Source organism: Legionella sp. 16cNR16C (assembly GCF_021297775.1).
In the GTDB taxonomy this organism is placed as follows: domain Bacteria; phylum Pseudomonadota; class Gammaproteobacteria; order Legionellales; family Legionellaceae; genus Legionella_C; species Legionella_C quinlivanii_A.
In genome coordinates this window covers 17,463-42,218 of the sequence record NZ_JAJTMX010000003.1, presented here as the reverse complement: position 1 = coordinate 42,218, position 24,756 = coordinate 17,463, and the positions used below count along the sequence as shown (strand labels likewise).

Below are 24,756 nucleotides of genomic sequence, written 5' to 3'. Positions count from 1 at the left end.
CAGAGTATTCTTCACTCTTGAACTCTGCATTTTTTTCCTGTTTAATACACAAAACACAACTGACGAGCTTGTGAAACTCAAGCGAAACCACAAGGTCTTGTGATACACCATATATTCCCTAATTTTATGGTGGAGCGCTTAGCCGGGAAATCTCAAGGACTCATTGTATATTCTACAGATACAATAATTTTTCACGCTAATGGACAGTTTCCATGACATTGGTCAGGGATAGCTGTTGAATTTTATTCTTTAACAATCAGGCAAATCAACCAAATCTGGGTTTGGTGAATATTTCTAATCCAAAGGTAACCACCCCTTTGGGATCATGGTTCCTTTTTTAAGGAGAAACTATGAGCAAAGAGCAAACATTGATCAGGATATGGCTCAGATGATTCTTATGGCCAGTGGCTTTACTTAAACCTGGATGAATGGCGGTCTTTTGTTAAAAAGCTTACGTTCTCTGATCCCTTTAAGTCTGGCAGCTGTAAGGAGAACCACTTTGTAATGGTTGTTTGAGTGCTTTAATTTAGTAAAAATGAGCCTATTGATCACTTAAATACAATTTTTTAACCAAAGCCCTAAGGGTGGCCGGATTGAAATGTCCGGCAGGACACTTTAATCCGGTTTTCAAGGAGCAAGTGTCTAATGAAACTTCAATGCGACTCGCTTAAATGTGTTACACTACTAGAAAAGAAAGGTGCTTCCAAACATTATGCAAGAGCTTTTGTTGAGCTTCTGACTGAAATGGAAATCTTTAATATCTATAGTGATAACGAGGTTAACAGCATGCTATCTGAGACTATAAACAAAATCTTTGAAGACAGGGACAAGCGTTTTATTGAGCAGAAGCGCGAGTTTGACGAATCTCGTAAAGAGCTTAAGCAAGAAATGCTTGAATCTCGTAAAGAACTCAGAGATGAGATTCTGGCCTCAAGAAGATGGATGATAGGAACTGTGGTTACCATTGGGTTATCACTGGCAGCTTATCTGACAACCTTAATTAAAGTGATTCATTAATTTGTAGTTAAACCCTGGGCAATTCTTTCCTGTGAAGGTATTTCTTTTTTAGAGAAAATACCTAAATCGTGGAACAGTCATGGTTGATTATGCCGGATATGTTTTGGAGGAATACCTCAGTAATCTAATACCGGACAATTGATTATGTTATTTCAATTATGAGGCATTTGCCCGTGATTCAAATATCAATGCCTTTTGTTCAGTTGAGATTGATGGAAATAGTCATGTTATTTCTATTATCAAGCCCCTGCAAATGGGGCTTTTACCTTGCTCATCAACAAATTATTGCATCTATACAACTGGTATTAGAAAATGGCCCGCTGCCTGATGATCCAAAGTTGCTTCCATTATTTTCTTCTGAAAAACCCTCTATATCTCATTCATTAAGTCTGTCGTGGTTCAATTATGTTCATTTAATATCAACGGGAAAAAGTCCTTGATTCCCAATAATAACTTGATAATCTAACAGCAACACAACTGAAGAGTCAGTGTAACTCTGACGAAACCTATAGGTCTTGTGATATGCCATCTTGTTCCCCTAATTCCATGGCAGAGCGTTAGCAGGGAAACCCATCAGGAGTTATTTACGGCTTTATGCCCAAGGAGTGCTTTAAGCACATCATCATTAATAATCAGGCAAATCAACCGATGTTTCGGTGATCTTTTTTGCATGACCCACGGGATTTTTCTAGTCCCTTTGGGGCTAATCCTCCCTATTTCAAGGAGCTTACTATGCAACGACAGGAACCAGTACAACTTGAGATTGAACATTTGCTGTTTGAACTGGATTGTTGTGTTAATGATTTAAGCCGCCAACGACTTCAAATCAATTCCCATGACATCCAGCGAGCCGAATTAAGTTTGCGCAAACTGGAAATCTTAATTTCCTTTGTCAAACTGTTCGATACTCAACGATTGCTTATCAGTTGAAACAAATAAGTCTATCCGCATAACAGAAAACCACCTGCCTATGCGGATGTTTTTCTGTTATGCGGCTTTCATTTAATAACAGGAGATACAATGACTACATCTTTAAACCGCGTTCAATTAATTGGCAATCTCGGTGCTGATCCTAAGAGCATCACCGGAAAAGACGGACAATCTTTTGTCACCGCCACTTTAGCAACCAATGAGTCATTCAAACAAAATGACGAATGGCAAACCAGAGTGGAATGGCATCAGCTGATACTTTTTGGAAGACTGACTAAAATGGCTGAGTATTTAAAGAAAGGTTCGCAAGTATATCTGGAAGGTAAACTTCGTTCTAATCAATGGACAGACAATGATGGTAACGTTCACCAAACCGTAAACATTGTCGTCAATCATATTCAGCTACTCAACTACCTTAAATCGGCTGATGAATCAGGCAATAAAACCGCAGAACAACATCTAGCGCAAATGCGTGAAATGCTGCGAACTGATTCAGAAGAAATTTCGTTTTAATTTTAACCCTACCACGGGAGCAAGCTCCCGTGTGGGATTGCTCCCTTAACACAAGGAGATAATTCCAATGGATAGCCCTTCAATTTATGTCGCCTGTTTAGCATCTTACAACAATGCAATCCTGCATGGTGTTTGGGTTGATGCCACACAAAGCGAAGACGAAATCATGGAGAACATTGGGGACATGCTAGCTAATAGTACTGAGCCCAATGCTGAGGATTACGCCATCCATGATTATGAAGGATTTGGCAACATCAAGATCCATGAGTACGAAGCAATAAGCAATATTGTGGAGTATGTATCCTTTATTAAAGAACACGGAAAGCTAGGCTTAGCTCTTCTTAGTGACTATTCGATAGATGATGCACGATTGATTTTGGAGGAGCATTACCAAGGTGGTTATGATTCAGAGCTTGATTTTGCCAAAGAGTTGTTTGATGAGTGTTATGAACATCAATTGCCGGATAACTTAATCTGCTATTTTGATTATGAGGCTTTTGCTCGTGATCTTTTTATTAATGATTATAGCTCGGTAGAGTTTGATGGTCAGACCTATGTTTTTCAAAACTACTAAGCCCCTTTTTGGGGCTACTTAAACTAAAAACCAATGGAAAAATCTACTGCAATGAGTGGTAGGAATGGCTAACTCAATACAACCTGAGACACATTCCCAAATTACAATCTCCTCCAGCGGCATCTCATGGATTTATTTCAAAGGAGCAACCGCGGAACCGTTAATGAGATAAGTCATGAAAAAGTTAGTTATAACCGCCTTTTCTTGTTTGTGTTTTAACAGTGCACAAGCAGGCGATACCGATATCTGGCAGCACATTGGTATGCTGCAAGACCAAATGGTCGTAGTCTCCAACCAAATTGCAGCCTTAGCCAAGCAAATTTCTTCCATTCCCGCAGGTCCTCAAGGCCCGCAGGGTATGCCAGGGCCAAAGGGCGAACGAGGGCCAGAAGGCCATTATCAGGCCGGTAGCGGCATCCGTATAGAAGGGGATGTCATTAGTGCCAATACTATCAGCCATCAGATTGGCGAACGTTATCAGGGTGGAATTGTCTTTTGGGTCGATGATACAGGCCAACATGGTTTAATTGCCAGTGTGAATGATGTGAAGGCGCAAGGCATTCAGTGGCGAAATGGTGAAAGCGGGAGCAAGGTCACCAATGCACGAGCCGATGGTATCGGCGCCGGTGAATCCAATACCCGATTAATTATCGCCCAGCAAACGATTGATAACCAAACGGGAGAATTTGCAGCGCTTCTCGCTCATCAATACAGTGTTGCAGAAGATGGAGAAACGCCTTGTATCACACCAGCTAATTCGCAAAACGTTTGTTATGGTGGTTGGTATCTCCCTTCAATTTACGAATTGAGCCTTTTAAAAGCCAATTTACAACCGCAGGGCTTAACAAACTTTGCACCCGATTATTATTGGAGCTCAACTGAGTCAAGTGTGTCTAAAGCATGGCTGCAAAACTTTAGTACCGGGGAAGTAATTGCCAGTGATAAAGCAAATACCTTAGGCCATGTACGCGCTGTCCGCCAGTTTTAAAAAAAACATACTATGAATAAAAAGATAACGGCAGTTCTCTCTTGCATAACCTAACGGCAAAAAAATGATATTGATGAAGTATCTACCGGAACCTCATATACATCAAACTTCGCTCTCCTTCCTTATTATCTACAAATAGAATAAAATATGACCTTATTAGTTCATTTAAGGCCTTGTCATGCTGCAAAACATTCTTCCTAATTATTATATGTATTTAGATTCCTGGCTTAAAACTTCAGATGCCAGATTAAATGCTTATCATGAAAGCCAAATCAAAAATACAATTGCTGAATTGCCAGCAGCAACACGTAAAGTTTTATGGGAGACTGCCTGCGAGGCTAAAGCAGCAAATAACCAAGATATACAAGCAGTTAAAGCTCAACTGCAATTGAAAATTAGTTTACTACCAGGCATGGTAAATGAGCCAATACCTCCAAACTTTTTTCTGTTTCTTGAAAAATGGTTAAATCCTACCAACGCTCAAGTACATTCTTTTCTCGAAAAAATGATGAATAAATGCATTGAACTCATGCCAGAGACAAGACGCAATAGCATATGGAGCCTTCTTCAGGAAGCTAAGGCTGCGGGTAAAGGAGTTTCAGAAATTAGAAGCTTGTTAGAACCCGAGAGTGTTTCTCAGCCTCCAGTTTTGCCATCTTCTGCACAAGATCAATCTCCTATCTCTGCAGTTAAGGTGATTAGTACACCACCCACGCCGCCTTCAACATCAATCATTATAGAATCTCCTTCCAGATCTTTAGAAAATACAATTCAGCGTCCTAAAAGTAATAGTTCGTTTTTTTCTGAGCATTCTCCAGAGGGTAAAAAAGCCATGGCAGAATTTAAGGAAGAAATCTTAACGGAACTATTTGGGATTAATTATGCTCAAGTAGAAGGAAATCTTATAAAAGCAAATATTGCACAGATGGGGAACACCATTCGATTAACCTTTTCTGCCTCAATATTGGCTGCCAAAACCGCACAAGGGGAATTCAAAACTTTTCAAGATGTATATAAACAGAAGTGTATAGGTAATCCGGCCGATATCCCCTTCCTGCACAATCAACCTACCTAGGTGTGAGCTCATAGTAAGCTGTTAATTAACAGCTTACTATGTATTTAGGCACTTAACTTGTTTCATCATTTATAATCCCCCAATTGTTGAAAAATTGTTTTAAAATAATCTATAGAATTATTTACACCAGCGCTTAACTGCAATAGATAAGCTTTTTCATTGTCCCACCAAAGAGCATCATGTGGCCCATAACAATCATTCACACTGGCAATGTATATATTGCTCGAAATCATTTCATTCTTCGTGCACAAGACCGTTAAATGAAAATTGCCATATCCACTGAATGAATTCATATTAGGTAATCTGGAGAGTGCTGGTTTCTTTATTGGAAAGGAGGACTTATTGAACATCCGAAACCATGCAATTTGGTTTTTCTTACCATTATTCGGAAACATGACAAATTGAATCTCTTCAATCTGATTTTCATTGCCATAAATGATTTGGCTATCTAGAATAAAATCTAAATTTAGAAAATTTATATTTTCCATGTAACAATCGGGTTTGCCTCCCCTGAGGATATTATGGATTGGCCATCTTAAGTTCCATAAACTTGAAGGCGGTTTATATTCATTTCTATTAATACAAGCATTTTCTATGCAGTTGTTATAACGCGACCAATAAGATAGCTCAAAAAAATTCTTTTTTAAGATTTCCTCAGACGTCGGAATCGGAGAAAATAGTCTACATAGCTCTAAAAACTCTTCATCATTTAAATTTCCTTCAACTAAACGAAGTTCGATGTTCGTTCCATAGGAGAAAAAACTTAAGGTTTTTGATTTTGAATAATCATAACCAATCCAGCAAATATTCTCTTGATCCAATACATGTGGCTTCATTTCCCAAACCCAATGGTCATATAAAGCAGCATGATCTAATGTGGATAGCGGCCCAAAGTCATACAAAAATTGCTTGCATCGTAAAAGAGCATTTTTATATTTAACAAAGAAGGAGTAAGAGGAAAAATGAGCAGAACACCAGGCAGACCATTTTTTAAATTGATAATGACTGGGTTGTTCATTATAAGGGATATCTTCTTGCCTAAGAATAAAATTATATAAAGCAACTTCATCAGTTTGGGGCATCAAAATTACAAAATTTACTTTTTCTTGGGCCTGTGTAGGTGGTACATCGCGCAATAAATTCATTTCTTAATTTTCAGCTTCTTTTGCTTCGTGTATTCTGTCATTGCTCATAAAGAAGCCAGTTATTGATGCCCTCAACTGGTTTCCTGCGGCGTTTTCTACCTTTTTTATGCAATGCAAAATATCATTCCTAAAAATAACTAAGCGATTAGGTTTCGGCACAATGTAATAGCCTATTCCATCACCAATATAAGTATTTAACGCTTTACTGTTAAGGTGAAACCCGACCCTTTTCCTCTGGTTATTAATCAAAGTTACTTCAGGATATTCAAAATCTTGTTGGGGTACAGGGTTAATTAGTAATTCGGCTCCCCAATTCATATCCCAGTTAGGATGGCAATAATAGACATAGGCGCCTGAGATTTTGTATTTTCCATCGGTATGCCAAGAGAGCCCCGAACCTCTTGGATAAAGATAAGGCCTAGCATAGAAAAAATCCCAATCTCTATCTTTAAGACCTATCAAATGAGGGAACTCGGCAGAGCCTACAATGAGCTCCTGGATAAATAAATCAATCGTTGTAGCGGTAGGATAAACTTGCTCTGTAGTGCAAGGTTCTGGTCTAGGGTGCGAAATTGTAACATTGCCCCACAAAGGGGCACCATCTTCGATACTAAAAGCATTTACCCATCTGGAAGAATGAACAAACTTAAATTCTTCAGTTTGAATATAATTCCAGATCTTTTCAAAAACGGATGGTTCTAAGAAATCATCGATTACTGCAAACACATCATTGTTTAGAATTAATTTCATATCAACGGTGGAACTACTAAGAGGAGTGCTTTGGCAGCCCTGGATTACCAAGGCATGTATTCATCTTTATCTTCTTCTGTATCAATTGCAGCAAAATAATTTTCTTTCATAACATCTCCCTATTAAAGATCATTTTTTATCAGAGTGCCGATTATAAATTCATTGCGCTTCCGAGGCAATTCAGCTTTTGACCCGTTTTTATACATACTGATTTATAGTGGAGCTTAAAATTATAATTTGTATTAGGCGTCTTCTGTTAGCTGTTAAAGCTTGTTAAAAATTATCACTAGTTGCCTAATACTCTTAGCTTCAGTTAAAAAATTGGTGATTACAAGACAATTGCTACTCTTATTTACCGCAAATACTTTTAATCCCTTCCTCTAAGTCATTCTCATCAATTTCTGTTGCTTGAGTATTTGTAGAGTTTCTAGTAAATGGTTCCTGACTAATATTTTCGTTTCTTTCTAAGGCCTTGCTTAAAACTGCCTTACAAAGATTGTACCAACCAATGTTATAAGAACTTATTGCATATGCTAAATGCACTTTTTGCCAATTTGATAAAAATGGGTCCGTTTCAGTTTTATGCAGCTCATGAACCTGAACAATAACATCACACAGCTGTCCGTCTTCTATTTGCTCAATCAGTTTCAACAGAGACTTTCTTTCATCGTTATCCATTTCATGTGCCCTCTGTTATTTGTAAAAGATTAATAACTTTTTTAATAATTTCTTTTAATCCATAAACACTGCCTACCACATATGAAATATCTTCGGGTATTACCTTCTATCTCAAAATATTTCTCATACCCCAAACGCATCTTTTTAGACCAAATGAATTTTGCTCCGTGATTTTTTTCTTCAATACACTTTGGACAAAGTTCTGGATAATTATAATCAACTTCTACTTCTTCATCCTTGTAATCCTCTGCTTTAACTATCTTATAGCCAAATTTTTTTAGTATAAATGCGTGTAGCTTTAAAAAAGGTTCTTTGATTTTTAATAATAGAGATAAAAGATCCATCTAGACTCTCATTAAAACAGTTAATAATTAAATTATAGATATCAGATATAAAAATCTGCGTTAATGATAGCTGTAAACATGAAGTGGTTCAGCGGCATGCCTAACAAATTGTAAAGGACCGCTTTATAGTTGTTTTGAAAAAAGTACCCACTGAAGTACCCAGTAAATAATAATTGATTAGTCGATAGGATTAATTTAGATGTTGTAACTTTATGATTTTTAAGAGATTTTATTGGTCGGGACGGAAGGATTTGAACCTTCGACCACTAGCACCCCATGCTAGTACGCTACCAGGCTGCGCTACGCCCCGAGATAGCGAATAATACTCTGATCTCTTGGAAATGACAAGATCACTTTTGGAGTTGCTGGGTAAATTCGTAGGCTTGTTTTTGCAGGTTGTTGCCGCTGCAGATGGGACTTGCCCATTTGTCCGGGCAGGGTTGGTCTCTGGCGATGGACCACATGGATAGGCTTCCTATGTTTTTGCTTATTGCAAATTCTCGGAGTTTTCTTGCATTTTCGAGGGTGAATTGCTCTGAATTGATATCGTTCACGCCAATCATCGGGGTTATTTCAATCATGGACCAGAGCTCGGATTCTGTTTTTTTGGGATAGAGAATTCGCAATTCATCTCGGAGAGAGTTTGCGGATTCGATTGCGTAATCGCCCATATCGCCTGTGTAGGCTGGGCCATAATCCATTGCCATGATATTGACGTTAAACACCAGCTCCGTCGCTTTGGCCATTTCAATCAGTTCTTTGCCCTGACTGGTTAGCCCTTCTGGCAAGATGGGCAGGGTAAAACTGATGGTGACTTCGGGATTTTGCTGCTGAAAAATCTGTAAAGCCTGAATCAGGGTGGGCACATCCGCTGTATTGTTTTCCACATCAAAATCCAGAGCTTTTGCATTATAAATCTCCCTGACTTTGCTTAAAATTAATTTCAGCTGCTCAACATTACAGTTCATGGATAAATCAGTGCCGGAGGCCCCGCCAAATGAAACTGTCACTTCCACGTTATTCTTCATCAATTTGTCAGTTAAATGCTGGCCCCACTTATCGGAAACAAGATAGGCGGCATGGCCGCCCCAGGCAGGCTGGCAGTGTCCTGAATCGGTGATGAATGCTAAACGAAATGCTTTTAAATTCTGCTCCTTTGCAATCTTGCTTAAGTCCATTGGTTCTATAGACTGATAAGAAGGATCCCAATAGGTATTGATAGTCATATCGGCATAGGGGCTAAACGGCGGTTTTGCCGTAGCTTCCAGAGGATGCGCTAAAACGCTTGTTTGGAAAAATGCACTGATTAATAAGAATCTTGTTAATTTATTAATCATTATTGAACCTTTTATTATCCCTAGCTAAAGGATAGTCCATTATTTGGCCATATGATTACATCTTGTTATTCAGATTATTGGTCTCATCAAACTGCTCTGCGGTTTCATCAATACCCGCATCGACACCGGTGGTGTAATAACCGGGAACCCCGTTGCCTAGCATGTTGACCATCCCATCGCCCACACAGGACTGTTGCATGAGTTCATTGGTACCAATTTTCAGGGATTCTTTCACGGACTCAGGAGTTAAAAGTTGCAGAGGATTCAGGCAAGTATCAGGCTTTTCACCCAGTTTTATGTCTTTTGCCTTTTTCCTGGCAAGAGACTTCTCATCATCCTTATCGTCTTTTGACTTGCTGGTATATTCACGAGTAAGAATAGGACGCGTTTTTAGAATGCCCATTGGTCTTCGCCTGTACAATTATTTATTTAATTATACAATATAAGACCTGATTTGGTCTACAAGAATACAATTTACTCTGAAAATTTTTATTAAAGCAGGAAACTCTGTTAAAGATGCCGCGGGCAAAGCCGCGGCAAGCAGCGATGTCAGCCAAAAGCATTAATGCCAGTAATATGGCGTCCCAAAACCAGAGTATGCACGTTATCTGTGCCTTCGTAGGTAAAGACAGACTCAAGATTGAGCATATGACGAATCACTGGATATTCAAGACTGATACCATTGGCTCCCAAGAGATTACGGCAGGAACGAGCGATTTTTATCGCTTCCCGGCAGGCATTGCCTTTGGCGAGAGAAATCATCACCGGTGTTTCGCGATGCTGATCTTTCAAGCGGCCAATTTGTAAATTGAGGCATTGGGCTTTAATAATCTCGGTATACATATCCGCCAGGTCTTTCTGAACCAATTGAAATGAAGCCAATGGTTTGGCAAATTGTTTACGTTCGAGCAGATAATCCCTGGTCGCATCGAAGCAGGCCATAGCAGCACCCATTGCTCCCCATGCGATGCCGTACCGCGCCTGGCTTAAACAACTTAGTGGAGCGCCTAAACCTTTATTGCTGCCCGGCAGATAATTTTCATCCGGCACAAAGACGTCTTCAAATACCAGCTCGCCTGTCAGAGAAGCGCGCAACGACATTTTATGTTTTACTTCCGGTGCTGAAAAACCCTTGGATTTTGAGTCAACAATAAAGCCGCGGATCCCTTCTTCGGTTTTAGCCCAGACAATGGCAATGTCGGCAATAGGCGCATTGGTAATCCACATTTTAGACCCATTTAAACGCCAGCCGCCCTCTACTTTCTTAGCATAGGTACGCATACTGGCCGGGTCAGAACCTGAGTCTGGCTCGGTCAGCCCAAAGCAGCCAATGATTTCGCCTCTGGCCATACCGGGTAAATAACGCAGCCTCTGTTCTTCTGAACCATAGCGAAAAATAGGATACATACATAAAGAACTTTGGACAGAAACAAAGCTTCTTAAACCACTATCCCCTTTTTCAAGCTCCTGACATACCAAACCATAGGAAACATAGGAGGCCTCTGCCCCGCCGTATTCTGCAGGCAAAGTTAAACCGAGTAAGCCCAATTCCGCTGATTGCTTAATGAGTTGACGCGGAAATTCACCGTGCTCAAAGGCCTCCGCCATCAAGGGTATTACATCGTGGTTTACAAAACGGGCAACACTGTCCCGAATCATTCGTTCATCATCTTGTAATTGTTCTTCAAGAAACAGCAAGTCGTCCACTTTCTTTCTCCCTTTTCACTGAATTCAAATCAAGAACCGCCTCAACAATGGATTCTTTGCTGGGCAATAGGTATTGCCATGCAGTTCCCAATGGGATGAAGCAATCTTCACCCGTAATGCGTTTTATTTTCAAACGAGATGAGGCTTCTTCCGCAAGCAAGGTGGTTAATCCTTCGCTAATGGAGGCGCTACGCCGTCCCTCATCCACAATCAGCACACGCTTTGCCTTTGCTACTTCGCGTAAAATAGCTTGTGCAGGCAGAGGGCTTAACCAACGTAAATCGACGATCTTCACCTTGATTTGGTATTGGTCGCGTAAAATTTTGGCGGCTTGGCGTGATAAGTAGTAGCCATTGGCATAGCTAAGAATCACTGTATCCCCTTCACCGAATACGCCAACCTCTCCCGCCTCAATGGTTTCATGAGCAGGCGGATACTCAAACAGCCAGCCATTGTCACCGTTTTCATGCAGATCTTTAGTCATGTACAGAGCGATAGGCTCAAGGAAGACCACAACACGGCCTTCTTCATGGGCCAGCTTTATGCAGGTTCTTAGCATTTTAGCAGCATCAGGGCCATTTGAAGGGCAAGCCACAATCACACCGGGTAAATCCCGAAGTACAGCAATCGAATTGTCATTATGAAAATGACCGCCAAAGCCTTTCTGATAGGCTAAACCGGCAATACGTATGACCATCGGATTACAATATTGACCATTGGAAAAGAAGGACAAGGTCGATGCTTCTCCGCGCAACTGATCTTCCGCGTTATGCAAATAAGCTAAAAACTGAATTTCCGGAACCGGAATAAAGCCATTATGTGATAAACCAATCGCTGTTCCAAGAATTGTCGTTTCATCCAGAATGGAGTCAAACACACGGCGCTGACCAAATCTTGCCTGCAAATCGGCAGTCACCCGGTATACACCGCCCTTTTTACCCACGTCTTCGCCAAAAATCAGCATATTAGGGTATTGAGCCATGAGATCAGTTAAAGCGAAATTGATATTCTGGCAAAGATTTCGTTTTAGACTTAACTGATTATAAGCACTGCCAAAAGCTTTGATCCGGGCAGCTTCGTCTGGCAAAGAATAAGAAGTGGCTGATGTGGGCTTAGGGATAATCGAGGACATGACTTCCGCAGCGCTGCTCATGCGCGGCAAACGAACAGCTTCCATTGCCTTCGCTTCAATCAGCGACTTGTTATCCAGGTATAACTCAGCCATTGATTCCAGGCTCATCCAGTCCTGTTCATGTAATATTCTTGCAGTATGAAGCAAGGGATCATTGGCTTCAATCCGTTCAATTTCAGCCTGGCTGTGATATTGCGATTCAATATCGGAACCCGCATGACCTAATAGGCGTATGCATTTCATATGCAGAAAAACCGGCTGCTTTTTCTGCCTTGCTATTTGCTGTGCCTCTTGCGCCTTCAGAAAGGTATCCGCTATATTCAGCCCATCACAACTCAGGTAATGGATTGCCGGCCGGTTTTTTATAGAAGATTCAATCCAATGATTGGGCGTAGGCACGGAAATCCCAATCCCATTATCTTCACAAATGAAAACCAAGGGCAGCGGATAACCCTGACTGGCAATCCAGGAGCAGGCGTTTAAGGTGGTTTGTGAAGACGCGTGATTGGTAGATGCGTCTCCAAATGAGCAAAGGACAATGGAGTCAGCTGGGAGCTTCGATTCAATACTCAGTTCTCTGGCACGGGTAATGGAAATTGCCGCGCCCAGCGCTTTGGGCAAATGTGAGGCGATTGTTGAGGTTTGCGGGGGAATAGATAACGGCACGCTGCCAAACACCTTATGCCGGCCTCCGGCAATCGGCTCTTCTGCAGCCGCCACCAGAGAGAGCAGGATATCGCGAACCCCGTCACAGCCTGCGACCTGTTTAGCACGCTGAAGATAAAATCCTCCGCTTCTGTAATGAAGAAATGCCATATCAGCAGGACGAAAAACTTGTCCGAAAACGGCATTACCTTCATGGCCGCTACTGCCAATCGTATAAAAAGATAACCCTTTTTCTTTAAGTTGGCGGGCGATTAAATCAAGCAGGCGCGATTTAATCTGAGAATCAAATAACTCAATGGCCAGTTTTTTATCGAGTCCAGCCTGCCCAGGTTGCGTATTACTTAACGCAGCCGGAAAATCAGCAGCCTTTATTTTTTTAAGAAACTGCTCATCCACTACACTTGCTCTATCCAGCATCATCACACCCTGTCAATTAGTTCCAATCCTTTCATGAACCATCAAGTATGCTCAATGAAAATCTGCGTATAAGCTACGTTAAAAAAGCGGTAATAGCCAGATCTTGCGTTATAAAAAGTGTATACTTTATAAGAATCGCCCTAGGTGTAAAGCTCAGTCAATAGAGTGAGCGCCTGCGGCCCTAAGGAAGAACAAGATGACCACGGAATTGGTTATTGCCCAAAACCTGCGTTTAAATCCTGTTTCCAGCGAACCTCGTCTTGGCAGAAGTCAGGAGCTTTATATCGGGCAGCTTTTAAGAGCAGTCGTTAATTTTCAAAATGCCAATGAAGTCAGCATCAATATCAATGGTCAGAACATCAATGCCAAAACCTCTCACCATTTTACACCGGGCGAATTACTGGAGATCAAAGTCGCTAAAACAGGTGAATCCACCGTTTTGCAAGTCATTAAAGACCCTGTTCCCTTAAACACCTTAAATCAAGCCTTATTGCATTATTTACCGCGGCAACTGCCTGCCACCCAGTTAATGCCCCTGCTGAGCGTTATGCAGAATCAGGAAAATCTTCCTGAACCTCTTAGAACACAAGCACAGCAATTGCTGCAAAGTATAGTTCCCTTAAACGAACTGCCGCAGAAATTTCAGCAGGCCTTGGTACAAAGCGGTTATTTTCTGGAAGCGTCTCTGCTTAATTTTAATAAGCAATCTAATCTGGGAAATGATTTTAAAGGCCAATGCCTGCAATTGCTGGCGGCCATTCAGAAAAATTATCCTGATAACAGCAGCGTTATCACAATAGCCAGCGATCACTCGGTTCAAAAAGAAAATCTGCCTCTGCCTGGTGTTTTGCCGCAGCCCTATCCCAGACCTGCTCCGATTGCCGATTTAGCCATTGATGAATTGCTGCCGCTGGTGCGCGATCACCTGGAGCATGTACTGGCACGGATTACGGCGGGCCAACTCACTCACTTACTCCACACCAAGAACATCCCTTACAGTGTAATGGTTGATTTGCCCGTTAATACTAGTGAACAAGCCGATATTATCCCGCTTTTAATTAAAGAAGAACCCGAGAAAAATGCCCAGGAGAGTAACTGGTCTATTCGCTTTGCAGTCAATTTGGAACATTTAGGTGCCATACAAGCTAAATTAACTTTGCAGGGAGATGCTCTGGATATCCAGTTAAACAGTGAAACCGCCTCTACACTGGAGATACTGCAGGAAAATGCAGCGGACTTTAGTGAATTATTGAAAGAAGCCGGATTAAACTTACGCAGTTGGCATTTGCGCCAAGGGCTTGAAGAAAATCAGCTGGATACGGCCAATCTCAAATTATTGGATATTAAAGTATGATTAAAAAAAATCGGCAGGCAGTTGCTCTTCATTATGACGGGAAAAAAGCACCACGGGTAACCGCCAAGGGCGAAGGAGAAATTGCCGAGCGAATTATTCAAGTGGCAAAACAGCATGGCATTCCTCTCCAGGAAAATAAGGAATTGACTGCCTTGCTTGCACAGGTGCAACTGGATAGTGAAATACCGCCGAAGCTTTATGTCGCTGTCGCACAACTATTGGCATTTCTGTATTTTTTGAATGGCAAAACACCTAAAGACTATCATCCCTGATGAAGACGAAGCCCTCTTTTCAGGATTTAGTCTGATAGAATTCTTCAATCGTGCAATGCACCGATCCAAAGGCATAATGCAAACTGCTGTACGGAACTTCAATAATGTCCATTCTGTTTTCAGTCAAACTTAAAATAGCATCCCTGGTCTTTTCACTGAGGGAAAAAAAGTGATCATAAACAGCAAACTCACTCTCTCTTTCTGTTGCACCAGAGCTACCATTCACGAACATTTTATAACGAGAATCGCCATTACTTTTTAGAATAAGCCCATTGGCTCCATAGGCAATCGCCTCAGGAGTGCTTAACAGAATAATTTTCTCAGGATCGTAGAGCTTGCGCAGATAAGCACGATGGTAATCACTGATGGTTTGTGTATGTTTTATCAATAATGGCAAACCCTGTTTATTTCTCAGTAAACGTGCTTGTCGGTCTCTGATATATTCACCTTCGTAAAGTAAAAGCACATCATTGGGTAAAGGGGTCAGGCAGCAGTCCAAATGAAAAAATTCTTTGCGTAATAATTGGATGGGAATGACCTGTTCTTCTATGATTTGGCTGATTACGGCATATGCTTTTTTTTCAGTCCTTTGGCCATAGCCTAAAAAATACAAAGCACGATCGGGCGCTTTAAGAAAATCCCCGCCCTCGAAATAAATCCCCTGCTCATCTGACGGTGAGAGCGGCTGAATCCTTGCCCCCAGCTTCTCGGCTTGTTTTATAGGCGTCTTTTCCTCACCCTGTCTTGAATCTTTTCTGAAATAACCCGGGATAAAAAACAGCTCTTCCTTGCTGGTGTAATAGTGGCCTGTATCGGTCAGGAAGACCTGATAAGGATAATAATACGTTTTATTATTCTCAATATAAGTGTCTTCATCAACTGCAAATACTTCAATGCCCTGAGCCTCTATTTGCTGTTTTAAATGACTCATTTCTTCATATACTAATGCCGCCCTTAGTCTTCTTATTTTTTCATCAAAGCCGATGTCTTCTTTTTCAAACTCTTCCTCGCTCTTGTAGCCAAATTTATCGGTTAGCCGGATAAGCGCGGCATTAGGAGCTTCAGAAAAAGGAAAATCATCAATAGGCATGATTTGTTACATTTTTTGTATAAATATTATTATATTAGTACAAAACAAATCCTTTCCATAGTTTTGTGCGGATAAGCTTATGTGTGTAATTTGTCATTAATTGGCAAAGATTAAACAAGTAAACTACAATTAAATCAATAACAAAGACAAGAGGTCAATCATGCGATGGATAGCCCTGCTTCCTACAATTCTTCTTCTGGCAGCCTGCTGTAACACGAATCGAGAAGTCATTGAATACCGTCAGGTCCTTGCCACGCCGCCTTGCTATACCTCCGCATTTGTGGATGAGGAGCCAGTGGATGTCACTACAACAACGGTGCAATATTTTTAGGGAGGTTTTTATGACTCGTCACACATCCAGCCCACAACCGCAGGCGGTAGAGAGGAAAGACAAAGCGGTCAATAAAGAACCGCCTTCCAATTTGCAGGGAACAAAGCCCGATAAGTTACCCAAAGAAAAACGTTTTAACCGATGAAGCAGCGTTTCGACATTCTCAGACAGGTTGGATCTTTGCCCGAATCAAGGAAATGTCGGGCGCTTCGCTCATAGCCGCCAGGCTTAGAATTTCTGATCCCCTCTCCACCGCGCGCAGCGGGGGAGAGGGGATAACAATACTTCTTAGCCTGGCGGCTATGAGCGAAGCGCCCGATCTAAGCTGTTGAGTCGCTTATTATAGTAAATGAAGCTCCTGATCTCTGGCTGCAGTGTAACTGGCAAAATCATTGCTAAACTCTTCCACCATGACTTTGGCCACTTTGTGGGCTTGCATTGACGAGGCATTTTTTTGCACCAGGCGATCGACATAGCCGCTTTCGGCAATATTGGTATTGAAATCAAAAAAGCCTAGTTTTCCACCCTGATGATCTGTTTTTTCCAATTTGGAAGGGCCTCCCTGATCAGCATGGCTATGATAACAGGCGCCGCCATAGGGTATGGAGCAATTGTAGGCAATATCCAGCTGTTTCTGCACTTCTTTCATCGGGACCGCTTCATTAACATAAGCTTTTAGACTGGCAAGCAATTCTTCCTTTGGTTTACTGGAATGCTCAACAGGCTCCGCCATACTCCATAATAATGCCACTCGCCCTGCAACCGCCTGGTATCGCTCATTCGCACTTTTACAGCCCGCCATTGAGGTCGGCTCAATAAAGATAGACAGTGATTGCATCAGCATACCGAACTGCTCATTACGATAATCGCCATTAGCCAGCGCTTTAAGCAGAACCTGCGCTACCAGGGCATGGAGATCATTACCGGCGGGCTGGATGACTGCATTTTTCCATTCACCTCGCATCATTTCAAAATAACCGAGACTCTCTTTTCCAGATGAGGAATCCTTATAAAACGGGCACTCTGTCATTTCTGTATTTAGATAATTGAAGTAATTGCTTTGTAAGCGTTCATGAGCCTTGGCCAGACTCTCACTCAATGAGGGCGGTAAATGGGCACGATAATGCAGCAAACTTGAGATCATCGCCATTTGAGTCATTAGGGTAGCTTCTCTGGTCACATCGTCAAACGCCGATGGATCCAGTTTGAGAGTATGCTGATTAACCGGAATATTCTGCACATAGACGAGAGAATCAAGTCTGGATGCGCTCAATTGTTCTTTATTATATAAATGCGCTCCCTGCAGAATTAATCTGGCACTTTCCCGCTGCTGATTGGCTCCCGGCCCATTATCACCAATGCGCGTATACAAAGAAGTCAGCAGATTATAAACAACCGGTGAGCGGTAACCTGGGTTTTTATTGTGTAATCGAGTCACATCAACGGCCAGTTTATCAGCCACATCTCGAATTGCATCGGTCGCACCCAGCACTGCTATCGAGGGCACACGTGCGTCTACTGCCTGATGTTTGAAAGCTGCAACAGTTTCTTCCTGTGGATTATAGCGGTTACGTGCAATCGCTCGGAATGCCTGGCGGTTAGCCCCTTTCTGTTTATTGTGCGCAGTCTCTTCCGTTGCGCTAACTCGCATCACCAGTTGATTGCTGGCATCTGTATGTAAATAGTCCATAGCAGAACCTGTGGTACTGGTAAAATGGTCTTTCTTTAATTCTTTTATAGCCGCCTGATAGTCCTCCAGATTATCAGCATGACTTAACTTCTCCCTCATAGCGTCACGCAGTAACTCTCGAACTTCAGAGGACAATTTCTTTCTTGTGCCATCAAGCTCTTTATTTAACTCAGTCACCACCAATGAACCCTTTCTGGCAATACTATCCCTTAGAGCTGCATGATAGCGAAGCATTACTCTCTTATTGATTTGCTCAAACAGTTGTTGCTTTTCTTCAGTTGAGAATATGGACTCATTGGCGTTTAATAAATCTTTCTGAATAAGCAGGCGCTCAATTGCCCTTAACGCAAGAGAAGCATGCATGGTCATTTCTTCCTGAAGCGGAATAATGCTTCCCTGCTCTCCCTTGTCAAATAACTCTTCAAGATGTGAAGTGATGCTTTTTTCCTCAGGTAAGGGCTTATAGGATTCATGGATAATCACGGAGGGATTCACGGCTTGACCTGCGGATGCTTCAACATAGGCTAGAAACTGTCTGCGCAGACGTGGATGAAAACTGACATCGAGATTACAGAAGGTAGTTTCCGTAATGCGTTCAACCCCCATCGCTGCCGCCAGTTTTTCGAGACTGCCATGGGTATCATTGCCTTCAGTGATTTGGCCGATTATCTCATCCATATCTTCCTGAGTGAGATGGACTTCCAGTAACACATGTCCTTGCGTATCAAAAACAGGCGGCTCTTGTCTCTCAGCAATTGCTATTCCCTTATTGATTAAAAACTGCTGATAAATTATCTCGGCACGCTGGCTGTTTTTTCCAAGATTATACTGACCGAGATTAGCCAGTGTTTTGTAAACACTCAATTCACTTTCAACAGTGCGGCCTAGCAAAGAGCCGCGGGCTTTTATCGGGTCCATCAGGGATTGTTCAATATGATTGTTGATTACCCTGTCCAGTTTGTCCTCTTTATCTAACACTAACGGCAGCTCGCCATCGGTTACCATTCGTTGTTGCTCAGCAGGAGTCAGGTTCTCTCCCAGGCTGGCGATGTTAAATAATTGCGTCATTAAGCCCGCAGCCCGGGAGCGGGTGGGACCTGACCATTTGGCAAATAACCTGGGTAAATCAGCTGATGCCAGGATATCCTTAAGCATTTCCACACTGATGTCCCTTTCATTCCTGATTCGGGAGGCCAATTCGGAAAAAACATGGCTTTTATAATCATCCGGGTTTTGTTGCAAATAGGTTCGAATGGCTAACAAGGCCTTTCGTGCCTGAGCAGAGTGGACAAATGAAGCCGCTTTCTCTCCCTGACGAATTTTAATGCGATCTCGCAAACTGATTAAAATAGAATCCGAGCCGCTTTGTTCCTGTGAGCCTTTTTCTCCAGCCAAAAAGTTGGAAATTTCTTCCAGCCCGTGAGCAGCCATTACCGGGTCAACCTTTTTCAAATAATCAGTTAAACTGGCTTCTAAGGCGGTGGTTTCTTCAAAACTTAGTGCATTGAGTACATCTTTTTGCGCAGACTGATTCAGTGAGAGGAAGAATCTTGGCCGTGCTTTAGTCAGAGCAGTCAGTATAGGAACATCGGTCTGAACCAACGAAATAAGTAATTGCTGATTACGCTCTGCATACTCTTCGTCCTGCTCATCAAGCAAAGGGAGTATTTCGCTTTTTAAAGATTCAGTGAACTCCTGTTCTCTTTCTTCGCCTTGATACTGTTTATATAGCTTATTGATTAAAACAGTCAGAAATCGGGGGGCACGCTTTATCACAGTCAGGAAACTATCGCCTAAGCGGACAGTGCCATCATCCAGGCCATTTTTTAATCCAGTTTCCAGTATCTCTGTATTGACCACCTCAGGAATTGTAAGCTTCAAATCGCTTAAAAGCTGGCGCTGCAACCAGACCTGGCGGGAAAGTCGAGATGGTGATTTTAACCATGCGTCATAAGGGTGCTGGCAAATCCTGTTAAAATTAGTATCATTAAGACCTTCTGCGACAAGCACGGCGAGGGAGATGTCGCGAATTGGAATACCCAGATAATAAACATAAATATCCGAGATTAACTGAGCGGCTTTACTGGAAATGGAGGGCTTTCCGCGCGAACGTTTATAAAAAAGCGCATCCCGCTCCTCTTTAGACAATTCAGAAATTTTTCTACTCAGATATTCTGCGGACAACTTGCCGTTCTCAAGTTGCTCAAGAACATCGGAAAAAAATTCTTTCTTAATTTTGTTATACGCTACAACATCATCTTTGCTATCGATGTATTTTCTAATATTCTCAGCTAAAGACATTAGCTACTCCAAAAAATCTGGTTCTACTCAAATTATAGAATTTCACTTAAGGAAATATTATTATTTAGACAGCATGCATTTAATTTACACTTTTGTTACATTTATTTTGGCTGTTTTTAACTAAGAACTAACCCCCATAGGAATACTTATGCGTCGTTTTAAAGGATTACTTCTCTTTCTGGTCAATTTCCCCTGTTTCGCTCTGGCCTCAGATTTTGTGTATTTGCAGGATGCAGCTCCGGATATTATCGAGGAGCTCCGTTATGCCAACTCCAATAACTTTACGGGAAAAGTGGTGCCAGGTTATTTGAGCGGGCGCTGTATTCTTACTCGGCAAGCAGCGAATCACCTGGCAAAGATAGAAGCACAGGCGAAACGTTTGGGTTATACGCTAAAAGTATATGATTGCTATCGGCCTACGAAAGCGGTTAAAGCTTTTTATAACTGGAGCCAAAATATAAAAGAGAATCGCGAGAAGCCTTATTACTATCCCAGAGTGGAAAAATCCGAGCTTTTCGAGAAAGGTTATATCGCGCTTTCTTCAGGCCACAGTCGAGGCAGTACCGTTGATTTAACCCTGGTGTCACTGTCATCACTTAACAAAGGGACCTCTCGACCAGGCACCGCTTGTTTCGGAAAGTCACGCAATTATCAGGATGATAACAGTATTAATACCGGGACACGTTTTGATTGTCTGGATCCCAGTGCTCATGTTTTTTATAAAGAGCTTAGCGCTGAGCAGAAGAAAAATCGTTTATTGCTTAGAACACTGATGATCAAGGGCGGGTTTAAACCCTATGCCAAAGAATGGTGGCATTTTACATTAAAAGATGAACCCTTTCCGAAGACTTATTTCAATTTTTCTGTTAAATGAAATATTCGAGTGGTCATTTCCGCGTGTCATTGTTGCATAAAAGAATCGAGCAACTAACCTGTTGTCTTTGCGAACAAAGTGAAGCAAGATCAGAGTTTGAACAAAGCAAGAAGCTTACAATTGCTTCGCTAACGCTCGCAAAGACAGTTTTTTGCGTAGGGGCTGAACAGTTAAAGATCAGCCCCTCACATACTAGCTAACCGCTTCTCGGATCATCCATACTCGTTGTGAATCACCAGGCAGGCTGGCCGTGTCCATCCATAACAGGTTTCCTCCTATGGATGTCTTTGAAGACACGGCAATTGCAAAGGGATATTTTTTCTTCAAAGCCAGTAAGGCATTCAGTACTCTGCCGGGATCAGACTGGGTGTCTTTCAGCAATAGTTCATTACCGCGATAAATTACAGTCACCGCCTGCCCATTCACAGCCTGTTTAACCACTGTCTCCAGACGGCGCCAGCGAGCTTGCTTGCCGCGTTGCTGTTCCGCCTGAGTCGGGTTCATCTGATACTTGATTCTATTTTTTGAAGCAAACATCCGTGACCAGGAATTGTTTCCAGGCTTTTGCTGTAAAAAATAGGTACACAAAGCGTCAATCAGATAGCGGTATTTTCCAGAAATGGAAGGACTGGTGCCCGGGCGGTTATTAATATACATCGCAAAAGCCAGCGTATGGCCATTCGCGGTGTACAGATAACCCGACAAACTCACAATACCGGTCATGGTACCCGTTTTTGCCCGCACCATATCCTGCTGCTCAGGCCGTTTAAATCGCCGTTGCAATGTACCGTCGCGCCCGGACACTGGCAACGCAGCAATATATTCATAGGCCAGAGGGAATCGTTCATATAGAAAACGAAGCAGATTTACTGTTTGACCTGCAGTTAACAAATCATTACGCGATAAGCCCGAACCATCGGTCAGAATTGCTTGCTGCAAGGGAATACCGGTTTGATCCTGTAAGAATTTTTTTACAGTCTGCTGTGCTTCAGGCCAATTTTGCGGAGAACCATGTAATTTATGCGCCGCATGCAAAAACAGACTGTCCGCATACAGATTATCCGAAGGTTTCAATGTATCAGCCATAAGTTGCGCAATGGGCTTGGAAGAGTCTGTAGCCAGCAACATCGCGCCGCTTGGTGTACCACCAAGAAGGACATTGCCATCCAGAATGATATTCTCTTTAGATAATTGCTGACGAACCAGACCTTTCGCATAGGCTAAAGGATTGCGGATCGCCATTTTTTGCTGGATTGCCCACTGACCGACACCAATACAACCTCTCACATTTAAATGATTTTCCTGATCCATCACAAAAGAAACACCGCAACGCGCTGATTTTTCTTTGGTTTTCACTTCATTGTTAACTATAATACTTCCGCTATCATCATCCACTTCCACAACAGCCGGCTCTCCTGGTCTCCCGCCAGGATTGACGGTTGCTACCATGCGATTGGCATCAATCATGGTCGGCCCTAAGGGAGCGCCATAGCTATAGGCTAAATCGCTGGTCATCCAGCCAGGAGCGTAAGGATTAACTACCGCATGGCTGCTATCGATAATCACATTGCCCTGAATATGGTTAATATGCCAGTTTTTTAATACTGCAAGCAAATTGGCCAGGCGCTCGCGGCTAAACGAAGGATCACCAGACAACTTCAGATACAGAGAACCTTTGAGAACCCCGTTCTGTAACTGGGAAGCATTTGTACTTAAGGTATTGATGAAGCGGTAATCAGGGCCGAGCACCATTAGAGCCGCCGCATCGGAAAATAGCTTCATGTTACTGGCAGGCACAAACGGCTGATCCTGGTTTCGGCGGTAAAGGGTTGTTCCTGTGTTTAAATCAATAACTTCTATGCCGATATTAGTTGCCGGATCGACCTGATTAATCAGCCGGTCAGCCCCGCCTTTGATGGTGGCATGGCAGAGATCCGTAATTATCAGGCTAAGCAATGCGCACGACAAGATCCTTTTCATCGATGAGGTTCCTTAGTGATGTGATTATAAAATCAGAAAAATGTTGCTAATCATACCGCAAGCCCATGCGGTCAAGAAGACCTGCAAGCGTATCATTATTGAAAAATTTTACCTTTAACCAGCCGCCCGTTCCTTTCTCGCTGATTATTTCGACAGGCGCCCCCACCTGTTCCGATAGTTTCATCTCAAGCTGTAAGACATCACGGTCTTTAAATGAGGCGGAAACTTCTTCCTGCTGCGTTTTAAATTTTTTTATTTCCTGCTCGCTCTGTCTGACCGACCAGTCCTGCTCTATCATTTGTCTGGCTAAAAGCAACTGCTGAGCAGGCGGCAGGCCCACCAGTAAACGAGCATGGCCAAAGCTCAACTTCCCCTCTCGAAGCAACAATTGCACTTCTGAACTTAAACCAAGCAGCCGCATAATATTGGTGACATGACTACGAGACTTTCCAACCAAAATGGCGATTTCATCCTGGCGGAAATGGAACTCATCGCATAAACGACGATAGCCGCTGGCCTCTTCAATCAGATTAAGTTCCTGGCGCTGGATATTTTCGATCAGCGTCAGGGCAGCAGCCTGTTGATCGGAATATTGGCCAATCATACAGGGTATTTGGGTTAAACCAGCCATTCTGGCTGCACGCCAGCGTCGTTCTCCGGCAATAATTTCATAGCAGTTGCTGGCTATTTCCCGGACCACCAGCGGTTCAATCAATCCCTGGGCTGCAATCGATTGCGCAAGCTCGGCCAATAAGTGCTCATCAAAATCAAGGCGCGGTTGATAGCGTCCTCTTTGCAGACAATCAACAGGTAAAAGCCGATAGACAGTGTCCTGAGACAGCACTGCACTAGTTTTTATCATACAGATACCATCCCAGATAAAAAATCATATGGGCAAATATCGTAATCAGCAGACCATACTGCCAGAAAATGTAGCCAAAAATCAGCGCTTGCCACAGGGATAACAATAACATGATATAAACAAACTGGCGGCTGGCACGGCATCCGGCGGCCAGATAAGCGGGAAGCTGGCTTATTGAAAAAAATAAGCCGCTGATGACAATGGAAGCCCACACCATCGCATCGCTCTTCTGGCCAGAAAATAACATGGCGAAATAAAGAATGACATTCAATAATCCCCAGCGGGCAAGTATCTCATCAACCACACCACCATAAAGAACACAGCCATCAAGACCAATTTTCTGCCGAAATGTTTTTAAAGCAAGCAGCGTAGGCGGCTCAAGTACTCTGGCAGCCAGCCCGTAATACAGCAGAAGAAACCCTACCAGGCCAACCAGAGTCAAAAGGCCAGTTGCCAATAAAGCATCCTGAATATGCCGCCAGATTTCTTTGCCGCTTAATAAGGCTGACAAAAGCGGATCGCCTAATCCTGTTTTGGTGGATAAAACGGTACCTGCCACTGCCATTAACAGCACCATAATCAGGGTTTGAATCACAACGAGACGACTCATTTTTTTCTGCACCGTTGGACTGTTATTCGGTAACAGCATCACGATTAAACGAGGTAAGGTAATAAAAATCCCGGGGAGAGCCAGAATAAATAAAAAAAGAATCATCGGCCAATACATTG

Annotated in this window: 25 protein-coding genes and 1 tRNA gene; 12 read left to right on the top strand and 14 right to left on the bottom strand. The window is 42.5% G+C overall.

The annotated features are described in order from the left end of the window. Positions 1-645 precede the first annotated feature (645 nt). The 7 genes from LXA66_RS10160 (at position 646) to LXA66_RS10130 (ending at position 5,097) form a co-directional block, all read left to right on the top strand. Positions 646-1,017 (top strand): hypothetical protein, encoded by a 372-nt coding sequence (locus LXA66_RS10160; RefSeq protein ID WP_058522339.1) that lies wholly within the window; start codon positions 646-648, stop codon positions 1,015-1,017. Positions 1,018-1,241: 224 nt separating this feature from the next. Next, positions 1,242-1,457 carry a hypothetical protein gene (locus LXA66_RS10155; RefSeq protein ID WP_233013073.1) on the top strand — a complete coding sequence of 72 codons (216 nt, stop codon included), beginning with the start codon at positions 1,242-1,244 and terminating at the stop codon, positions 1,455-1,457. A 292-nt stretch (positions 1,458-1,749) separates the two neighbouring features. Continuing rightward, positions 1,750-1,947, top strand: coding sequence for a hypothetical protein (locus LXA66_RS10150; protein WP_233013072.1), 198 nt, complete (start codon positions 1,750-1,752; stop codon positions 1,945-1,947). A 90-nt stretch (positions 1,948-2,037) separates the two neighbouring features. Then, positions 2,038-2,460 carry a single-stranded DNA-binding protein gene (locus LXA66_RS10145; RefSeq protein ID WP_233013071.1) on the top strand — a complete coding sequence of 141 codons (423 nt, stop codon included), beginning with the start codon at positions 2,038-2,040 and terminating at the stop codon, positions 2,458-2,460. A gap of 67 nt (positions 2,461-2,527) precedes the next feature. Further along, entirely contained in the window at positions 2,528-3,034 is a 507-nt protein-coding gene (locus LXA66_RS10140; RefSeq protein ID WP_233013070.1) for an antirestriction protein ArdA, read from the top strand. 175 nt (positions 3,035-3,209) lie between these two features. Further along, entirely contained in the window at positions 3,210-4,022 is an 813-nt protein-coding gene (locus LXA66_RS10135) for a DUF1566 domain-containing protein (protein WP_233013069.1), read from the top strand. 178 nt (positions 4,023-4,200) lie between these two features. After that, positions 4,201-5,097: a hypothetical protein gene (locus LXA66_RS10130; RefSeq protein WP_233013068.1), complete on the top strand. Its 897-nt coding sequence runs from the start codon at positions 4,201-4,203 to the stop codon at positions 5,095-5,097. 65 nt (positions 5,098-5,162) lie between these two features. Here LXA66_RS10130 and LXA66_RS10125 read toward each other — a convergent pair whose 3' ends face one another. From LXA66_RS10125 to LXA66_RS10085, 9 genes are all read right to left on the bottom strand, one after another. Next, the gene (locus LXA66_RS10125; protein ID WP_233013067.1) at positions 5,163-6,242 is read right to left on the bottom strand and encodes a hypothetical protein; all 1,080 of its coding nucleotides are present in this window, start codon (positions 6,240-6,242) and stop codon (positions 5,163-5,165) included. 3 nt (positions 6,243-6,245) lie between these two features. Beyond that, the gene (locus tag LXA66_RS10120) at positions 6,246-6,992 is read right to left on the bottom strand and encodes a 2OG-Fe(II) oxygenase (RefSeq protein WP_233013066.1); all 747 of its coding nucleotides are present in this window, start codon (positions 6,990-6,992) and stop codon (positions 6,246-6,248) included. A 348-nt stretch (positions 6,993-7,340) separates the two neighbouring features. Further along, positions 7,341-7,670, bottom strand: a complete 330-nt coding sequence (locus LXA66_RS10115) for a hypothetical protein (protein ID WP_233013065.1) — start codon at positions 7,668-7,670, stop codon at positions 7,341-7,343. A 41-nt stretch (positions 7,671-7,711) separates the two neighbouring features. After that, entirely contained in the window at positions 7,712-8,014 is a 303-nt protein-coding gene (locus tag LXA66_RS10110) for a hypothetical protein (protein WP_233013064.1), read from the bottom strand. Between the two features lie 233 nt (positions 8,015-8,247). After that, positions 8,248-8,324, bottom strand: a tRNA-Pro gene (locus LXA66_RS10105). A 40-nt stretch (positions 8,325-8,364) separates the two neighbouring features. Then, on the bottom strand, positions 8,365-9,351 hold the full coding sequence (locus LXA66_RS10100) for a chitinase (protein WP_233013063.1): 987 nt from the start codon (positions 9,349-9,351) through the stop codon (positions 8,365-8,367). A gap of 55 nt (positions 9,352-9,406) precedes the next feature. Then, positions 9,407-9,754 (bottom strand): hypothetical protein, encoded by a 348-nt coding sequence (locus tag LXA66_RS10095; protein WP_233013062.1) that lies wholly within the window; start codon positions 9,752-9,754, stop codon positions 9,407-9,409. Positions 9,755-9,900: 146 nt separating this feature from the next. After that, complete coding sequence (locus LXA66_RS10090; protein WP_233013061.1) at positions 9,901-11,058, bottom strand: acyl-CoA dehydrogenase family protein; 1,158 nt, start codon at positions 11,056-11,058, stop codon at positions 9,901-9,903. Further along, on the bottom strand, positions 11,036-13,273 hold the full coding sequence (locus LXA66_RS10085) for a thiamine pyrophosphate-dependent enzyme (RefSeq protein WP_370637293.1): 2,238 nt from the start codon (positions 13,271-13,273) through the stop codon (positions 11,036-11,038). The genes LXA66_RS10090 and LXA66_RS10085 overlap by 23 nt, the downstream gene beginning before the upstream one ends. Positions 13,274-13,469: 196 nt before the next feature. Here LXA66_RS10085 and LXA66_RS10080 point away from each other — a divergent pair, with 196 nt between their 5' ends. Continuing rightward, complete coding sequence (locus tag LXA66_RS10080; protein ID WP_233013059.1) at positions 13,470-14,627, top strand: flagellar hook-length control protein FliK; 1,158 nt, start codon at positions 13,470-13,472, stop codon at positions 14,625-14,627. After that, a complete protein-coding gene (locus tag LXA66_RS10075; protein ID WP_133139400.1) occupies positions 14,624-14,899 on the top strand; it encodes an EscU/YscU/HrcU family type III secretion system export apparatus switch protein in 276 nt (91 codons plus the stop codon). The genes LXA66_RS10080 and LXA66_RS10075 overlap by 4 nt, the downstream gene beginning before the upstream one ends. A gap of 19 nt (positions 14,900-14,918) precedes the next feature. Here LXA66_RS10075 and LXA66_RS10070 read toward each other — a convergent pair whose 3' ends face one another. Beyond that, positions 14,919-15,989: an arginine deiminase family protein gene (locus tag LXA66_RS10070; RefSeq protein ID WP_233013058.1), complete on the bottom strand. Its 1,071-nt coding sequence runs from the start codon at positions 15,987-15,989 to the stop codon at positions 14,919-14,921. A gap of 160 nt (positions 15,990-16,149) precedes the next feature. Here LXA66_RS10070 and LXA66_RS10065 point away from each other — a divergent pair, with 160 nt between their 5' ends. After that, positions 16,150-16,320 (top strand): hypothetical protein, encoded by a 171-nt coding sequence (locus tag LXA66_RS10065; protein ID WP_165483079.1) that lies wholly within the window; start codon positions 16,150-16,152, stop codon positions 16,318-16,320. Between the two features lie 10 nt (positions 16,321-16,330). Next, positions 16,331-16,465 (top strand): hypothetical protein, encoded by a 135-nt coding sequence (locus tag LXA66_RS15835; RefSeq protein WP_255665355.1) that lies wholly within the window; start codon positions 16,331-16,333, stop codon positions 16,463-16,465. Positions 16,466-16,660: 195 nt separating this feature from the next. Here the strand turns inward: LXA66_RS15835 and LXA66_RS10060 are convergent, their stop codons facing one another. Then, positions 16,661-20,311 carry a hypothetical protein gene (locus LXA66_RS10060; protein ID WP_233013057.1) on the bottom strand — a complete coding sequence of 1,217 codons (3,651 nt, stop codon included), beginning with the start codon at positions 20,309-20,311 and terminating at the stop codon, positions 16,661-16,663. A 148-nt stretch (positions 20,312-20,459) separates the two neighbouring features. Here LXA66_RS10060 and LXA66_RS10055 point away from each other — a divergent pair, with 148 nt between their 5' ends. Beyond that, entirely contained in the window at positions 20,460-21,185 is a 726-nt protein-coding gene (locus LXA66_RS10055) for a M15 family metallopeptidase (protein ID WP_233013056.1), read from the top strand. 192 nt (positions 21,186-21,377) lie between these two features. Here LXA66_RS10055 and dacB read toward each other — a convergent pair whose 3' ends face one another. Genes dacB through LXA66_RS10040 form a run of 3 tightly spaced genes read right to left on the bottom strand, consistent with a single transcriptional unit; the run spans position 21,378 to position 24,754 of the window. Then, the gene (dacB, locus tag LXA66_RS10050) at positions 21,378-23,165 is read right to left on the bottom strand and encodes a D-alanyl-D-alanine carboxypeptidase/D-alanyl-D-alanine-endopeptidase (RefSeq protein ID WP_233013055.1); all 1,788 of its coding nucleotides are present in this window, start codon (positions 23,163-23,165) and stop codon (positions 21,378-21,380) included. A gap of 46 nt (positions 23,166-23,211) precedes the next feature. After that, positions 23,212-24,027 carry a ParB/RepB/Spo0J family partition protein gene (locus tag LXA66_RS10045; RefSeq protein WP_233013054.1) on the bottom strand — a complete coding sequence of 272 codons (816 nt, stop codon included), beginning with the start codon at positions 24,025-24,027 and terminating at the stop codon, positions 23,212-23,214. Then, positions 24,014-24,754: a CPBP family intramembrane metalloprotease gene (locus LXA66_RS10040; protein WP_233013053.1), complete on the bottom strand. Its 741-nt coding sequence runs from the start codon at positions 24,752-24,754 to the stop codon at positions 24,014-24,016. Before LXA66_RS10040 ends, LXA66_RS10045 begins: the two co-directional genes overlap by 14 nt. Positions 24,755-24,756: the final 2 nt, after the last annotated feature.

Excerpts from the sequence above, each read along its gene's own strand:
- LXA66_RS10160 (WP_058522339.1), top strand. The coding sequence starts at position 646 with ATGAAACTTCAATGCGACTCGCTTAAATGTGTTACACTACTAGAAAAG.
- LXA66_RS10155 (WP_233013073.1), top strand. The coding sequence starts at position 1,242 with ATGTTATTTCTATTATCAAGCCCCTGCAAATGGGGCTTTTACCTTGCT.
- LXA66_RS10150 (WP_233013072.1), top strand. The coding sequence starts at position 1,750 with ATGCAACGACAGGAACCAGTACAACTTGAGATTGAACATTTGCTGTTT.
- LXA66_RS10145 (WP_233013071.1), top strand. The coding sequence starts at position 2,038 with ATGACTACATCTTTAAACCGCGTTCAATTAATTGGCAATCTCGGTGCT.
- LXA66_RS10140 (WP_233013070.1), top strand. The coding sequence starts at position 2,528 with ATGGATAGCCCTTCAATTTATGTCGCCTGTTTAGCATCTTACAACAAT.
- LXA66_RS10135 (WP_233013069.1), top strand. The coding sequence starts at position 3,210 with ATGAAAAAGTTAGTTATAACCGCCTTTTCTTGTTTGTGTTTTAACAGT.
- LXA66_RS10130 (WP_233013068.1), top strand. The coding sequence starts at position 4,201 with ATGCTGCAAAACATTCTTCCTAATTATTATATGTATTTAGATTCCTGG.
- LXA66_RS10125 (WP_233013067.1), bottom strand. The coding sequence starts at position 6,242 with ATGAATTTATTGCGCGATGTACCACCTACACAGGCCCAAGAAAAAGTA.
- LXA66_RS10120 (WP_233013066.1), bottom strand. The coding sequence starts at position 6,992 with ATGAAATTAATTCTAAACAATGATGTGTTTGCAGTAATCGATGATTTC.
- LXA66_RS10115 (WP_233013065.1), bottom strand. The coding sequence starts at position 7,670 with ATGGATAACGATGAAAGAAAGTCTCTGTTGAAACTGATTGAGCAAATA.
- LXA66_RS10110 (WP_233013064.1), bottom strand. The coding sequence starts at position 8,014 with ATGGATCTTTTATCTCTATTATTAAAAATCAAAGAACCTTTTTTAAAG.
- LXA66_RS10100 (WP_233013063.1), bottom strand. The coding sequence starts at position 9,351 with ATGATTAATAAATTAACAAGATTCTTATTAATCAGTGCATTTTTCCAA.
- LXA66_RS10095 (WP_233013062.1), bottom strand. The coding sequence starts at position 9,754 with ATGGGCATTCTAAAAACGCGTCCTATTCTTACTCGTGAATATACCAGC.
- LXA66_RS10085 (WP_370637293.1), bottom strand. The coding sequence starts at position 13,273 with ATGCTGGATAGAGCAAGTGTAGTGGATGAGCAGTTTCTTAAAAAAATA.
- LXA66_RS10080 (WP_233013059.1), top strand. The coding sequence starts at position 13,470 with ATGACCACGGAATTGGTTATTGCCCAAAACCTGCGTTTAAATCCTGTT.
- LXA66_RS10075 (WP_133139400.1), top strand. The coding sequence starts at position 14,624 with ATGATTAAAAAAAATCGGCAGGCAGTTGCTCTTCATTATGACGGGAAA.
- LXA66_RS10070 (WP_233013058.1), bottom strand. The coding sequence starts at position 15,989 with ATGCCTATTGATGATTTTCCTTTTTCTGAAGCTCCTAATGCCGCGCTT.
- LXA66_RS10065 (WP_165483079.1), top strand. The coding sequence starts at position 16,150 with ATGCGATGGATAGCCCTGCTTCCTACAATTCTTCTTCTGGCAGCCTGC.
- LXA66_RS15835 (WP_255665355.1), top strand. The coding sequence starts at position 16,331 with ATGACTCGTCACACATCCAGCCCACAACCGCAGGCGGTAGAGAGGAAA.
- LXA66_RS10060 (WP_233013057.1), bottom strand. The coding sequence starts at position 20,311 with ATGTCTTTAGCTGAGAATATTAGAAAATACATCGATAGCAAAGATGAT.
- LXA66_RS10055 (WP_233013056.1), top strand. The coding sequence starts at position 20,460 with ATGCGTCGTTTTAAAGGATTACTTCTCTTTCTGGTCAATTTCCCCTGT.
- dacB (WP_233013055.1), bottom strand. The coding sequence starts at position 23,165 with ATGAAAAGGATCTTGTCGTGCGCATTGCTTAGCCTGATAATTACGGAT.
- LXA66_RS10045 (WP_233013054.1), bottom strand. The coding sequence starts at position 24,027 with ATGATAAAAACTAGTGCAGTGCTGTCTCAGGACACTGTCTATCGGCTT.
- LXA66_RS10040 (WP_233013053.1), bottom strand. The coding sequence starts at position 24,754 with ATGTATTGGCCGATGATTCTTTTTTTATTTATTCTGGCTCTCCCCGGG.